Origin of the sequence: Streptomyces sp. NPDC046925, from assembly GCF_040644915.1 — a bacterium.
GTDB lineage: Bacteria > Actinomycetota > Actinomycetes > Streptomycetales > Streptomycetaceae > Streptomyces.
This window is the reverse complement of the sequence record NZ_JBEYWZ010000005.1, coordinates 368,679-382,062: the sequence shown is the minus strand read 5'-3', so window position 1 is coordinate 382,062 and position 13,384 is coordinate 368,679. Positions and strand designations below refer to the sequence as shown.

Annotated in this window: 12 protein-coding genes and 1 tRNA gene; 7 read left to right on the top strand and 6 right to left on the bottom strand. The window is 68.0% G+C overall.

The features are described from left to right. Positions 1–26 precede the first annotated feature (26 nt). The 6 genes from ABZ906_RS23210 (at position 27) to ABZ906_RS23185 (ending at position 4,520) form a co-directional block, all read left to right on the top strand. Complete coding sequence (locus ABZ906_RS23210) at positions 27–797, top strand: DUF881 domain-containing protein (protein WP_361200317.1); 771 nt, start codon at positions 27–29, stop codon at positions 795–797. A 22-nt stretch (positions 798–819) separates the two neighbouring features. Further along, complete coding sequence (locus ABZ906_RS23205; RefSeq protein WP_361385868.1) at positions 820–1,515, top strand: class E sortase; 696 nt, start codon at positions 820–822, stop codon at positions 1,513–1,515. Continuing rightward, on the top strand, positions 1,466–1,708 hold the full coding sequence (locus tag ABZ906_RS23200; RefSeq protein ID WP_361200314.1) for a hypothetical protein: 243 nt from the start codon (positions 1,466–1,468) through the stop codon (positions 1,706–1,708). Before ABZ906_RS23205 ends, ABZ906_RS23200 begins: the two co-directional genes overlap by 50 nt. Before the next feature lie 5 nt (positions 1,709–1,713). Continuing rightward, complete coding sequence (locus ABZ906_RS23195) at positions 1,714–2,403, top strand: aminodeoxychorismate/anthranilate synthase component II (protein ID WP_361385865.1); 690 nt, start codon at positions 1,714–1,716, stop codon at positions 2,401–2,403. Positions 2,404–2,531: 128 nt separating this feature from the next. Continuing rightward, positions 2,532–3,737: a class E sortase gene (locus ABZ906_RS23190; RefSeq protein WP_361385862.1), complete on the top strand. Its 1,206-nt coding sequence runs from the start codon at positions 2,532–2,534 to the stop codon at positions 3,735–3,737. A 24-nt stretch (positions 3,738–3,761) separates the two neighbouring features. Next, complete coding sequence (locus tag ABZ906_RS23185; protein WP_361385476.1) at positions 3,762–4,520, top strand: class E sortase; 759 nt, start codon at positions 3,762–3,764, stop codon at positions 4,518–4,520. A 100-nt stretch (positions 4,521–4,620) separates the two neighbouring features. On the opposite strand, the gene pknB is transcribed toward ABZ906_RS23185, so the two are convergent. From pknB to ABZ906_RS23155, 6 genes are all read right to left on the bottom strand, one after another. Beyond that, entirely contained in the window at positions 4,621–6,618 is a 1,998-nt protein-coding gene (gene pknB / locus ABZ906_RS23180) for a Stk1 family PASTA domain-containing Ser/Thr kinase (RefSeq protein ID WP_361385473.1), read from the bottom strand. 168 nt (positions 6,619–6,786) lie between these two features. Continuing rightward, a complete protein-coding gene (locus tag ABZ906_RS23175; protein WP_361385470.1) occupies positions 6,787–8,244 on the bottom strand; it encodes a penicillin-binding protein 2 in 1,458 nt (485 codons plus the stop codon). Beyond that, positions 8,241–9,665, bottom strand: a complete 1,425-nt coding sequence (locus ABZ906_RS23170; protein ID WP_361200303.1) for an FtsW/RodA/SpoVE family cell cycle protein — start codon at positions 9,663–9,665, stop codon at positions 8,241–8,243. The genes ABZ906_RS23175 and ABZ906_RS23170 overlap by 4 nt, the downstream gene beginning before the upstream one ends. Positions 9,666–9,691: 26 nt before the next feature. Beyond that, on the bottom strand, positions 9,692–11,230 hold the full coding sequence (locus ABZ906_RS23165; RefSeq protein WP_361200300.1) for a Stp1/IreP family PP2C-type Ser/Thr phosphatase: 1,539 nt from the start codon (positions 11,228–11,230) through the stop codon (positions 9,692–9,694). Between the two features lie 131 nt (positions 11,231–11,361). After that, complete coding sequence (locus ABZ906_RS23160) at positions 11,362–11,886, bottom strand: FHA domain-containing protein (protein ID WP_361200297.1); 525 nt, start codon at positions 11,884–11,886, stop codon at positions 11,362–11,364. Between the two features lie 10 nt (positions 11,887–11,896). Further along, the gene (locus tag ABZ906_RS23155; RefSeq protein WP_361385467.1) at positions 11,897–12,802 is read right to left on the bottom strand and encodes a DUF3662 and FHA domain-containing protein; all 906 of its coding nucleotides are present in this window, start codon (positions 12,800–12,802) and stop codon (positions 11,897–11,899) included. 414 nt (positions 12,803–13,216) lie between these two features. Between ABZ906_RS23155 and ABZ906_RS23150 the strand changes: the two genes are divergently transcribed. Beyond that, positions 13,217–13,303 (top strand) — tRNA-Leu (locus tag ABZ906_RS23150). The last annotated feature ends 81 nt before the right edge of the window (positions 13,304–13,384 follow it).

Below are 13,384 nucleotides of genomic sequence, written 5' to 3'. Positions count from 1 at the left end.
GCGGCGCTGAAGGAGATAAGGGTACGTTGAGCAATTCTGCCGACTCCCCCGCAGGTCCGGGTCGACGTCCACGCTGGCGGCCGGTCCGGCTGCTCACGGCCGCCGTTTTCGCGCTCGCGGGCCTCATCTTCTTCACCAGCTTCAACACGGCCAAGGGCACGAACATCCGCACCGACGCCTCTCTGCTGAAGCTCTCGGACCTGATCGAGGAGCGCAGCCACAAGAACGGCAAGCTCGACGAGTCCAACGGCTCCCTCCGTGACGAGGTCGAGTCCCTGGCCGAGCGCGACAACGGCGGCACGAAGGCCGACGACGCACGGCTCAAGGCCCTGGAGAAGAACGCGGGCACCAAGAAGCTCAGCGGCGATGCCGTCTCCGTCACCCTCGCCGACGCCCCGCCGAACGCCACCGCCAAGCTCCCCGGCTACCCCGAGCCCCAGCCCAACGACCTGGTCATCCACCAGCAGGACCTCCAGGCCGTGGTCAACGCGCTCTGGCAGGGCGGTGCCAAGGGCATCAAGGTCATGGACCAGCGGCTCATCTCCACCAGCGCCGTCCGCTGCGTGGGCAACACCCTGATCCTCCAGGGCCGCGTCTACTCGCCGCCGTACAAGGTGACGGCCGTCGGTGACCCGGAGAAACTCAAGACGGCGCTCGCCGCGTCCCCGGAGATCCAGAACTACATGCTGTACGTCAATGCGTACGGCCTCGGCTGGAAAGTCGACGACGACGGGGCGATGACTCTTCCCGGCTACTCGGGCACAGTGGATCTCCACTACGCGAAGCCCGTGGAGTAAGCCGCTGGGAGAGCCTGTGTCGGTGCGAGTGCTCGTCAGGACGTTCAGCGAACTGTGCATCACCGTCGGCACGCTGATTGTGCTCTTCGTGGTGTACGTCCTGTTCTGGACCGGCGTGAAGGCCGACAACGCCATGGACAGCCAGATCGACGATCTCCAGGAGCGGTGGGCGCAGGGTTCGGTGCCCGCGCAGACGGACGGCGGCGGGTCCGCGGAGACGCCCTCTCCGAAGAAGCCCGCCCCCTACGAGGACGGCAAGCCCTTCGCCGTCATGTACATCCCGCGCTTTGGTTTCACGTGGAACAAGCCGGTCCTCGAAGGCACGGGGACCGGCATCCTGAAGAAGGGGCTGGGTCACTACGGGGACACCGCGCAGCTCGGCCAGCGCGGCAACTTCTCCGTGGCGGGCCACCGCCGCACCTACGGAGACCCGTTCAAGGACTTCCCGAAGCTGCGTCCGAACGACCCCGTGGTCCTGACCGACGGCACCACGTGGTTCACGTACCGCATCGACAAGAAGCCCTACAAGACGCTGCCCGGCGACATCGGCGTCATCGACGCGGTTCCGCGCAAGTCGGGGTTCGACGGTCCGGGCCGTTACCTCACACTTACGACCTGTGAGCCAGAGTGGGGCCACAGCCACCGGTTGATCGTCTGGGCGCACCTCGATGCCACCCAGCCCGTCGAGGCCGGGAAACCAGAGGCACTGCGCCGTTAGTCTGGTGCCGTACGGCTACGGAAGGGACGGCATGTACGGCTGGATCTGGCGGCATCTGCCGGGAAACGCATGGGTTAGGGCGCTGCTTTCGCTGATGCTCGTCTTCGCTGTGGTCTACGTGCTCTTCCAGTACGTCTTCCCCTGGGCCGAGCCGCTGCTTCCCTTCAACGACGTGACGGTGGACGGCCAGTGAGCGCAGTGAGCCCGGTCAGCGCGGTCAGCGCAGCCAGCGCGGTCAGCGCCGAGGGGCGCCCCCGCCGCATCCTCGTCGTCGACAACTACGACAGCTTCGTCTTCAACCTCGTCCAGTACCTCTACCAGCTGGGTGCGGAGTGCGAGGTCGTGCGCAACGACGAGGTCGAGCTGCGCCACGCGCAGGACGGCTTCGACGGCGTCCTGCTTTCGCCGGGCCCCGGCACACCCGAGCAGGCAGGCGTCTGCGTGGAGATGGTGCGGCACTGCGCCGGCACCGGGGTGCCCGTCTTCGGCGTCTGCCTCGGCATGCAGTCGATGGCGGTGGCGTACGGCGGAGTGGTGGACCGGGCGCCGGAGCTGCTGCACGGCAAGACGTCTCCCGTGGTGCACGAGGGCAAGGGCGTCTTCGCCGGTCTTCCGTCGCCGTTCATCGCGACGCGCTACCACTCGCTCGCCGCCGAGCCGGCCACGGTTCCGGCCGATCTTGAGGTGACCGCGCGTACGGAGGACGGCATCATCATGGGCCTGCGCCACCGTGAACTGCTGGTCGAGGGCGTTCAGTTCCACCCCGAGTCGGTGCTCACCGAGCACGGTCACCGCATGCTCGCCAACTGGCTGGTGGAGTGCGGGGACGCCGGGGCGGTCGGTCGGTCGAGTGGTCTTGCCCCGGTGGTGGGCAGGGCCTCGGCGTGACCGCCTTGCGCCCCGAGCGCGATTCCTCCGGCCTTCCGTACGACGACCAGTACGCGTCGTACGGGGAGCAAGGGGCGTCCGAGGAGCTCGGGGCGTTCGAAGCGGCCGTCGACCACCTCGCCGATCCGCTGACCGATCCGCTGCCGGGGCAGCATCCTTCGCCGTGGTTCCGCAGCGGGTCCGCGGAGCCGGAGCAGCCGCCGCTACCCGAGCCGCAGCCGCTGCCGGAGCAGCCGCAGGAGCAGGAGTGGTACGACCCCGCGGGGTACGCCCGTGACTGGTACGGGGTGCGGGAACCGACGTACGAGGAGCTGTACGGCGCGTACGCCCCTCAGCAGCCCTCCCCGGCGTACGAGCCGATACCGGAGGCCGCGCGGCCCCAGCCCCAGCCCCAGTCGCAACCCCAGCCCCAGCCCCAGCCTCCGGTGGACGACGAGACGGTAGGGCTGCGGACGTCGGACACGCGCCGAATAGCCGACCCGGACGCCGACCCGAACTCCGGGCAGGAGCGCCCCGAACCGGAGCGCCCCGCGGAAGGCGGACGGGCCGCCCGCCGCAAAGCCGCCAAGAAAGGCGCCTCACGCGCCGCCACGAGCCCTGCGGCAGCATCGGCCGCCCCTCTCTCCCGCGTGGAGGCCCGCCGCGCCGAGCGCGCCCGCAGGCCCTCCGCCGGAGCCGTCCTGAGCCGGGGCATCGGTGAACTGTTCATCACCGTCGGCGTACTGATGCTGCTCTTCGTCACGTACCAGCTGTGGTGGACCAACGTCCGTGCCCAGCAGCAGGCCAACGGCGCCGCCAGCGACCTCCAGGAGGAGTGGGCGAAGGGCAAGGGCAAGCCGGGGGCCTTCGAGCCGGGGCAGGGCTTCGCGCTCCTGCACATCCCGCGCCTCGACGTCGTCGTGCCGATCGCCGAGGGCATCGACAAGGCGAAGGTCCTGGACCGCGGCATGGTCGGCCACTACAACGAGGGCGGCACCAAGACGCCCATGCCGGACGCCAAGAAGGGCAACTTCGCGGTCGCCGGGCACCGCAACACCCACGGCGAGCCGTTCCGGTACATCAATCAGCTCGAACCGGGCGATCCCATCATCGTGGAGACGCAGGACAAGTACTTCGTCTACAAGATGGCGAGCATCCTGCCGCAGACCCAGCCGAGCAACACGTCGGTGATCGGTCCTGTCCCGCCGGGGTCGGGCTTCACCAAAGAGGGCCGGTACATCACACTGACCACCTGCACCCCGGAATTCACGAGTAAGTATCGAATGATCGTCTGGGGCAAGATGGTCGAGGAACGACCGCGCAGCAAGGGCAAACCGAGCGCGCTCGTCAATTAGCACGGTGAGAACGGGGCGGAACCAGTGGCAGCCACGACCGACAACGACGAGGAGCAGACCGAGGAGCGGTCGGGGGAGCAGGCCGAGAAGCCCGCGCCCTCCCGCACACCACGGTCACGGGGACGCGGCCCCATCGCCACGGCGGTCAGCGTCTTCGGCGAACTCCTCATCACCGCGGGCCTGGTGCTCGGCCTCTTCGTCGTCTACTCCCTGTGGTGGACCAACGTCGTCGCGGACCGCGAGGCGCACAAGCAGGGCGACAGGGTGCGTGACCGCTGGGCGGGCGGCCCGGGGAAGCTGGACACCAAGGACGGCATCGGCTTCCTCCACGTCCCCGCGATGGGCGGCGAGATCCTGGTGACCAAGGGCACCAGCAGCAAGGTGCTCAACCACGGTGTCGCGGGCTACTACGAGGACCCGATCAAGTCGGCTCTCCCGCAGGACAAGGAAGGCAACTTCACGCTGGCCGCGCACCGTGACGGACACGGCGCGAAGTTCCACAAGATCGACAAGATCAAGAAGGGCGACGCGATCGTCTTCGAGTCACGGGACAAGTGGTACGTCTACAAGGTCTACTCGACCCTCCCCGAGACCTCGAAGTACAACGTGAACGTCCTGAACCCGGTCCCGAAGGAATCGGGCGCCAAGAAGCCGGGCCGCTACATCACCCTGACGACCTGCACGCCGGTCTACACCTCCAACTACCGCTACGTGGTCTGGGGCGAACTGGAACGCATCGAAAAGGTCGACAACAAGCGAACACCGCCGGCCGAGCTGGACTGAGCGCCCCCCCCGCACGGAAACGGAAAGAGCCCGCCCCCGCACGGAAAGAGCCCCGGACAACGCCTGCACGGCGTTCTCCGGGGCTCTTCTCGTACCGGGGTCAGTCCTCGTCGTGGCGGGAGGAGAAGCCCGTGGCGCCTTCGATGAAGCCGCCGCCTCCTCCGTTGCCCCCGCCGTTGTCGCCCTGGTTCCCGCCTGCCGTGGTCAGGTTGACCGCGCTGCCGGGTTCGACCTCTTCGTTGGCGCCGGGTTGGGAGAGGACCACGAGGGCGTCGTCGTCCTGCGGGCCCTGGATGTTGCCGACCGTCAGACCCGCGTCCTCGATGGCCTTGCGGGCGTCCTTGAGCTTCTGGCCGGTGAGGGTCGGCACGGTGGCCTTCTCGGCCTTCTTGGCGACCTTCAGCGTGACCGTGGAGTTCGGGTCGGCCTGGGTCTGCGGGGCGAGGCTCTGCGAGATGACCTTGCCGGGGTCGACCGAGTCGCTCTCCTCTTCCTCGCACACACCGTTGAGCTTGTTGCTCTCCAGCTGAGCCTTGGCCTCGTCACAGGTCTTGCCGGTCACGTCCGGGACCGTGGACTTCGCGGCCTCCTTGGCCACCTCAAGGGTGATCTTGCTGCCCTTCTCCACCTCGGTACCGAAGACCGGATCCGAGTCCAGGACCTCGTCCGGCGTACCGGAAGACTCCACGGGCTTGGTCTCGACCTTGAACTGGTACTTGTCGCCCTCGAGCTTGTCGGTGGCGGTTTCGACGTCCAGGCCGATGACCTTTGGCACCGATACCTTCGGCGCCCCCGTGGACACCGTCACGTTGATCGTGTCGCCCTTTTTGACCGAGGCGTTCGCGCCCGGGGTCTGGGCGCAGATCTCGCCCTTCGGGTACTTCTCGCACGGCTTGTGCTCGGAGTCGTCGAGGACGAGGTCCACGTTCTTGGCCGACTTCTTGGCGTCGGCGAGCTTCTCGCCGACGAAGTTGGGGGCCTTGATCGAATCGCTGCCGCCGCTCCCGGTGAACGCCCACTTCCCGATGAGGATCGCGCCCACCAGGACGAGGAGACCCGCGACCACCAGCAGGATCGTGGAGGTGTTGCTCTTCTTCTGACGGCGGCGCGAGTGATCGTCGTAGCCGTCGTCCGGGCCGACCGGCGGCATCATCGACGTCTGGCCGCCGCCGTTCTGCGGGCGCAGCATCGCCGTCTGCTGGTCGTCCGGGTGGCCGCCGTAACCGACCGCGCCCATGGCGGCGGTGGCCTGGACGGGCTGGCCGTCGAGGCAGGCCTCGATGTCGGCGCGCATCTCGTCGGCCGACTGGTAGCGGTAGTCCGGGTCCTTGGTGAGGGCCTTGAGGACGATGGCGTCCATCTCCGGCGTGATCTCGCCGTCGAAGACGCTGGGGGCCTGCGGCTCTTCCCGTACGTGCTGGTAGGCCACCGCGACCGGGGAGTCGCCCACGAACGGCGGGCGGACGGTGAGGAGCTCGTAGAGCAGGCAGCCGGTGGAGTAGAGGTCGCTTCGCGCGTCCACCTGCTCGCCCTTGGCCTGCTCCGGCGAGAGGTACTGCGCGGTGCCGATGACCGCCGCCGTCTGCGTCATCGTCATGCCGGAGTCGCCCATGGCGCGGGCGATGCCGAAGTCCATGACCTTGACCTGGCCGTTGCGCGTCAGCATGACGTTCGCGGGCTTGATGTCGCGGTGGACGATGCCGTTGCGGTGCGAGTACTCCAGGGCCTGGAGGATGCCGATGGTCATCTCCATGGCGCGCTCGGGCAGCAGCTTGCGCCCGGAGTGCAGCAGCTCACGCAGGGTGGACCCGTCGACGTACTCCATCACGATGTACGGGATGGAGACCCCGTCCACGTAGTCCTCGCCGGTGTCATAGACCGCGACGATCGCAGGATGGTTGAGCGAGGCGGCCGACTGGGCCTCACGGCGGAACCGGGCCTGGAACGACGGGTCACGCGCGAGGTCGACCCGCAGCGTCTTCACCGCCACGGTGCGTCCGAGCCGGGTGTCGTGCGCGAGGTAGACCTCCGCCATCCCGCCTCGGCCGAGCACCTGGCCCAGCTCGTACCGCCCGCCGAGGCGACGCGGCTCTTCCATAGCTATTCCAGCCCTCTCCGTCAGTCCTGACCGCACCCTTGTGTGGTCCGGCGGTGTGCTGTCCGGGCATACCGTACCCGGCTCGCCTTACGAGACCCGGCCGCCACCGTCACCCGATACAGGACCGGTATCGCAACGTGCACTGATGTGAAGAAGCCGTGACGCGGGTCACTTCTTGCTGTCGAGAACCGCCTGCATCACGTCCTTGGCGATGGGCGCGGCCAGACCGCCACCGGAGATGTCGTCACGGCCGGCCTTGCTGTCCTCGACGACCACCGCGACGGCCACCGGCGAACCGGAGTCGGTCTTGGCGTAGCTGATGAACCAGGCGTAGGGGTTCTCGCTGTTGTCGATGCCGTGCTGGGCCGTACCGGTCTTGCCGCCGACCGTCACGTTCGGGATCTTGGCGTTCGTACCGGTGCCGTCGTTGACGACCGTCTCCATCATGTCCTGGAGCTTCTGCGCGTTCTCCTCGGAGAGCGGCTGGCTCATCTCCTTGGGCGCGTGCTTCTCGATCACGTCGAGGTTCGGCGCCTGCAGCTCGCTGACCATGTACGGCTCCATCAGCTTGCCGTCGTTGGCGATGGCCGAGGCGACCATGGCCATCTGGAGCGGCGTCGCGGCCGTCTCGAACTGGCCGATGGAGGAGAGCGCGGTCTGCGGCCGGTCCATCTTCTCGGGGAAGACGGAGGCGTTCGAGCGGACCGGCACGAACTGCTCTTCGTTGAAGCCGAACTTCTCGGCCGTCTCGGTCATCTTGTCCTTGCCGAGGTCCGAACCGATCTTGCCGAAGACGGTGTTGCAGGACACCCGCAGTGCCTCACGCAGCGAGGCGTTCTTGCAGGGGATGTTGCCCTCGTTCGGCAGCGGCTGCGTGGTGTCGGGCATCGTCCACGGCAGCGGCGACTTGGTGGGCGCGTCGATGTCGTCGTACAGACCGTGCTCAAGAGCCGCCGCGGCGGTCACCGCCTTGAAGGTGGAGCCCGGCGGGTACGTCTCGCGCAGCGCGCGGTTGAGCATCGGCTTGTCTTTGTTCTTGTCCAGCTTCTGGAAGGCCTTGCCGTCGGCACCGGCGAAGGTGGAGGGGTCGTACGACGGCGCGGAGGCCAGCGCCAGGATCGCGCCCGTGGACGGGTCGATCGCGGCGACCGCACCCTTGCCGAGGCCCTTCAGGCCGTTGTACGCGGCCTTCTGTGCCGCGGTGTTGAGGGTCGTGACGACGTTGCCGCCCTCCTTCTTCTCGCCGGTCAGCATGTCCAGGCTGCGGCGGAAGAAGAGACGGTCGTCGTTACCGGTCAGGATGCCGTCCTCGATGGACTCCAGCTGGGTCGCGCCGACGCTCTGCGACGCGAAGCCGGTGACCGGGGACCACATGGAGCCGTTCGAGTACGTCCGCTGGTACTTCAGGTCGTTCCCGTCGCCCGACTCCTTGGAGCCGGTGACCGGCTTGCCGTTCACGATGATGTTGCCGCGCGGGGTGGCGTACCGCTCGATGGTGACGCGGCGGTTCTTCTCGTCCTTGGCGAGGGTGTCGGCCTGGACGTACTGGAGCCAGTTGTCCCGGACGATCAGGGCAAGGATGAGGAACCCGCAGAAGACCGCGATCCGGCGCAGGGGCTTGTTCACGGTCGGACCACCTGGGTCATCTCGGCGTCAGGGTTCGGGGCTGGGGCCGGCGCCGGTCGGCGCGCGGTATCGCTGATGCGGATGAGGATTCCGATCAGCGCCCAGTTGGCGATCACCGACGAACCGCCGTACGCCAGGAAGGGCATGGTCATACCGGTCAGCGGGATGAGGCTCATGACGCCGCCGGCGACCACGAAGACCTGGATGGCGAAGGCGCCGGACAGGCCGATGGCGAGGAGCTTGCCGAACGGGTCGCGCGCGGCGAGGGCGGTGCGCACACCGCGCTCCACGATCAGCCCGTAGATCAGCAGGATGGCCATGATTCCGGCGAGGCCGAGCTCCTCGCCGAACGTGGCGAGGATGAAGTCCGAGTTGGCGGCGAACTTGATGAGGTCGGAGTTGCCCTGGCCGAGGCCGGTGCCGAGCGTGCCGCCGGAGCCGAAGGCCCACAGGGCCTGCATCGCCTGCTCGGAGTGGCCGACCACGCCCTGCTGGCTCAGCGTGTACTCGCGCATGGGGTCGAGCCACGCGTCGACGCGCTGCTTGACGTGCGGCTCGAAGGAGGCGACGCCGACCGCGCCGACCGCGGACATCAGCAGACCGAACACGATCCAGCTGGTGCGCTCCGTGGCGACGTACAGCATGACGACGAACATGCCGAAGAACAGCAGGGACGTACCGAGGTCGGTCTCGAAGACGAGGATCAGGATCGAGATGATCCAGACGACGACGATGGGTCCGAGGTCACGGCCACGCGGCAGGTAGAGCCCCATGAAGCGGCGGCTGGCCAGGGCCAGGGCGTCGCGCTTCACCATGAGGTAGCCCGCGAAGAAGATCGCGATGACGATCTTCGCGAACTCACCCGGCTGGATGGAGAATCCGCCGACGCGGATCCAGATCTTGGCGCCGAACACGTTCATGCCGAGGCCGGGGACCAGGGGAAGCAGCAGCAGGATGATGGCGCCGACCATCGAGATGTACGTGTAGCGCTGCAGGACGCGGTGGTCCTTCAGCAGGAGCAGCACGCCGACGAACAGGGCGATGCCGATCGCGGAGTACATGAGCTGGTTCGGCGCCGCCGCGCTGAAGTTGGGCAGCTGTTGTAGCCGCTTCGACTGGTCGAGCCGCCAGATGACGACCAGACCGAGGCCGTTGAGCAGCGTGGCCAGGGGCAGCAGCAGCGGGTCGGCGTACGGCGCGAACTTGCGCACCACGAAGTGCGAGACGCCGGCGAGGAGACCGAGCCCCGCTCCGTACCCGAGCATGCCGGTGGGCAGTTCGCCGTCGATCGCCAGACCTACGTTGATGTAGGCGAACAGCGGGATGACGACGGCGAACGCGAGGAGCGCGAGCTCGGTGTTGCGCCTGCTCGGCGCCCCGATCGCGCCGATGGTCGACGTGTGTGTAGTGCTACTGCTCATGGCGTGCAAAGGCCCCCAACGGCTGCTTACTGCTTACCGCACAGTGGGACCAGCTTCTCCTCGTCCTCGGACAAGCTGGGGCCGGGTGTGGGAGTCGGTGCGGTCTTGGACTTGTTCTTGTCGGTCGAGTCGTTCTTGTCGTTCTTGTCGGCCGGGTCGGTCGGATCGTCGCTGGGGGCCTTGGCGGCCAGGCCGGTGGTGCCGCCCGCCTCGCCCTCGCCGGGCTTGGCGTTCTCACGCTCGGCCTTGCGGCGCTCGGCCTCCTTCTCGCAGGCCGAGGCCTGCAGTCCGAGCTCCTCGATCTTGCTCTTGGCGTCGTCGAGGTTGCCCTCGGCGATGGTCGCCTCGACCTGCTTGCGCTGGTACGGCGGCAGGTACTTGAGTTCGATCTTGGGGTAGTCCTCCTCGACCTTCGACAGGCTGACCCACGCCAGGTCCTGGTCGATACCGCGGTAGAGGGCGACGTTCTGGTCGTTCGTGCCTACGAAGTACTGGGTCTGGGTCCAGCGGTAGCCGCCGTACAGGCCGCCGCCGATGACCGCCAGGGCGAGCACGGTGTAGAGCGATCTCTTGAGCCACTTGCGGCCGCCGCCGGGCTTCACGAAGTCCTCGTCGCTGTAGGCGCCGAAGTTCGACTCCGGGACGTACCCCGTCGTGTCGCCGCTGCCGGGCGGCCCGAAGCCGCCTCCCGAGGGCTGCGGGGGCACCGGACGGCCGAGGCCGGACGCGCGGCCCGCGGGGGTCTGCATGGCGCCGTCGTCCTGCGCCTGGAGCTGGTTCTCGGCGACCGCGCCGACGACCACGGGGGTGTCGGAGAGCTGTCCCGCGAGGGTGTCGCCGCTGTCGATGTCCAGGACATCGGCGACGATCACCGTGATGTTGTCGGGGCCGCCGCCGCGCAGCGCGAGCTGGATGAGCTCCTGCACGGTCTCCTGCGGGCCCTGGTAGCTCGCGAGGGTGTCTTCCATCGTCTGGTGCGAGACGACGCCGGAGAGACCGTCCGAGCAGATCAAGTAGCGGTCGCCGGAGCGGACTTCGCGGATGGAGAGGTCCGGTTCGACGTGCTCACCACTGCCGAGCGCGCGCATCAGCAAGGAGCGCTGCGGGTGGGTGGTGGCTTCCTCTTCGGTGATCCGGCCCTCATCGACGAGACGCTGCACCCAGGTGTGGTCCTGGGTGATCTGCGTCAGGACGCCGTCCCGCAGGAGATAGGCGCGGGAGTCGCCGACGTGCACGAGGCCGAGGCGCTGACCGGTCCACAGCAGGGCGGTCAGGGTGGTCCCCATGCCCTCGAGCTGGGGGTCCTCCTCGACCATCAGGCGCAGTTGGTCGTTGGCCCGCTGCACGGCGGTGCCGAGCGACGTGAGGATGTCCGATCCCGGTACGTCGTCGTCGAGGGTGACGAGCGTCGAGATCACCTCGGAGCTCGCCACCTCACCCGCGGCCTGGCCCCCCATGCCGTCGGCGATCGCGAGGAGACGCGGACCGGCATAGCCGGAGTCCTCGTTCCCCTCCCGGATCATGCCTTTGTGCGATCCGGCGGCGAAGCGCAAAGACAGACTCATGCGCACCTCGCCCGTCGGCTCCGGGTACATCCGCACGGTGCCCACCCTCCGGTCGGGAGCGCGCCGGCGTCCAGGTCCTGGACCGCCGTTTCGGCTCGCTCGCTCCGCTCGCGCTCTGTCATGACGTAGTACTACTTCCGCAGCTCGATGACGGTCTTGCCGATGCGGATCGGCGCGCCCAGCGGAACGGGCGTCGGGGTGGTGAGTCGGGTCCGGTCGAGATACGTGCCGTTGGTGGACCCGAGATCCTCGACGATCCACTGGCCGTCACGGTCCGGGTAGATCCTGGCATGCCTGCTTGACGCGTAGTCGTCGTCGAGCACGATCGTCGAATCGTGTGCCCTGCCCAGCGAGATCGTCTGGCCCTGCAGGGCGACCGTCGTGCCCGCGAGGATCCCTTCGGAGACGACCAGCTTGCTGGGGGCGCCGCGGCGCTGCCGCCCGCCGCCCTGCTGCTGGCGCTGGGCGGGCGGTGCTGCCGCCTGCTGTTGCTGGCGAGCGGCCTGCTGCGGACGCGCGTTCTCACGGCGCGAACCGCGCTGTGTGACGCGCGTACCGAACAGGTCGCTGCGGATGACCTGGACGGCCACGATCACGAACAGCCACAGAACGGCTAGGAAACCCAGCCGCATGACCGTCAGGGTCAGCTCTGACATTGCCCCCGCTTCACCCTTCGGCTTGCCGGTAAACGATGGTGGTTTGGCCCACGACGATCCGCGAGCCGTCGCGGAGCGTAGCGCGGGTGGTGTGCTGCCCGTCTACCACGATGCCGTTGGTAGACCCGAGATCCTGGATCGTCGAGGGCGTTCCGGTCCGGATCTCACAGTGCCGGCGCGATACGCCGGGGTCGTCGATCCGCACATCGGCGTCGGTGCTGCGTCCCAGCACCAGCGTCGGGCGGGAGATCTGATGGCGATTGCCGTTGATCTCGATCCAGCGCCGCACCTGCGCACCCGGAAGAGGCCCGGCGCCGGGCCCCTGGGGGCGGCTCGGTGCCGGTGAGGCGCCGCCGGGACGGCCGCCGGGGGGCGGCCCTGCGGGCATGGGGGGAGGCGCGTTGGAGGGCTGAGGGGATTGCGGGTAGCCGTAGCCGCCGCCCGCGCCGCCCGCGGGGGGCCTCGCGGGGCTGTGACCGCCGCCGTGACCGCCGCCGGGGCCCGAGGGTCCTGCGGGTGCGCGCTCGGGGCTCTGCGAGGTGCTGGACGCGAGCGTGCGGCTGCGCACTCGGTACAGACCCGTGTCGAGATCCTCGGCCTTCTCCAGGTGGACCTTGATGGGGCCCATGAAGCTGTACCGCTGCTGCTTGGCGTACTCGCGGACCATCCCGGAGAGCTCGTCGCCGAGCTGTCCCGAGTAGGGGCTCAGGCGTTCGAAGTCGGGCGCGCTGAGCTCCACGATGAAGTCATTGGGAACGACGGTCCGCTCGCGGTTCCAGATCGTCGCGTTGTTGTCGCACTCGCGCTGCAGGGCGCCGGCGATCTCGACGGGCTGGACCTCGGACTTGAACACCTTGGCGAAGGTGCCGTTGACGAGACCTTCGAGTCGCTGCTCGAACTTCTTCATGACTCCCATGGGGCACCTCCTCCGTCGTAGTCATCCTGGTACTGCTTACTGATCGTATCCACGCGCCGGGAAATCGGCTGGTTCCCCCTGTCCGCCCAGTCGATGAGTGTCGCCTCTCACAAGGCATGCCCGCACCAGGGTTCCGGGATCCTTCCGGACTCCTCTCGGGCTCCTTCAACAGGGATCGTAGAGGGGGCCTCATTCCAGTGTCCCGCACCCGCGTGCGGAGCTTGGCCGCGTACGGCGGAAGTCGGTCGGTCCGGCCCTCATCTCTCCGGATCACCTGGGCAGGTGCCCCCGAATACGGATGTGAATCCACCCGCCGCAGCGTGCTAATCTTCTGGATGTCGGAAGGCGCCGCACCACACAGTGTTCGCACAGAGTGTGTGCACGAAGCGGTGAGGGGCCCAGGACAACACCCATGCGCGGGTGGCGGAATAGGCAGACGCGCTGGATTCAGGTTCCAGTGCCCGAAAGGGCGTGGGGGTTCAACTCCCCCCTCGCGCACCATGTGGAGCGGGTCTCCACCAGGATGAAAGTCCTGGTGGGGGCCCGCTTCTCGTTGTGTCTGCGGTGCTTGCGGTGCTTGTG

Coding starts and splice junctions, on each gene's coding strand:
- ABZ906_RS23200 (WP_361200314.1), top strand. CDS start 1,466: ATGCCACCCAGCCCGTCGAGGCCGGGAAACCAGAGGCACTGCGCCGTT.
- pknB (WP_361385473.1), bottom strand. CDS start 6,618: ATGGAAGAGCCGCGTCGCCTCGGCGGGCGGTACGAGCTGGGCCAGGTG.
- ABZ906_RS23170 (WP_361200303.1), bottom strand. CDS start 9,665: ATGAGCAGTAGCACTACACACACGTCGACCATCGGCGCGATCGGGGCG.
- ABZ906_RS23165 (WP_361200300.1), bottom strand. CDS start 11,230: ATGAGTCTGTCTTTGCGCTTCGCCGCCGGATCGCACAAAGGCATGATC.
- ABZ906_RS23160 (WP_361200297.1), bottom strand. CDS start 11,886: ATGTCAGAGCTGACCCTGACGGTCATGCGGCTGGGTTTCCTAGCCGTT.
- ABZ906_RS23155 (WP_361385467.1), bottom strand. CDS start 12,802: ATGGGAGTCATGAAGAAGTTCGAGCAGCGACTCGAAGGTCTCGTCAAC.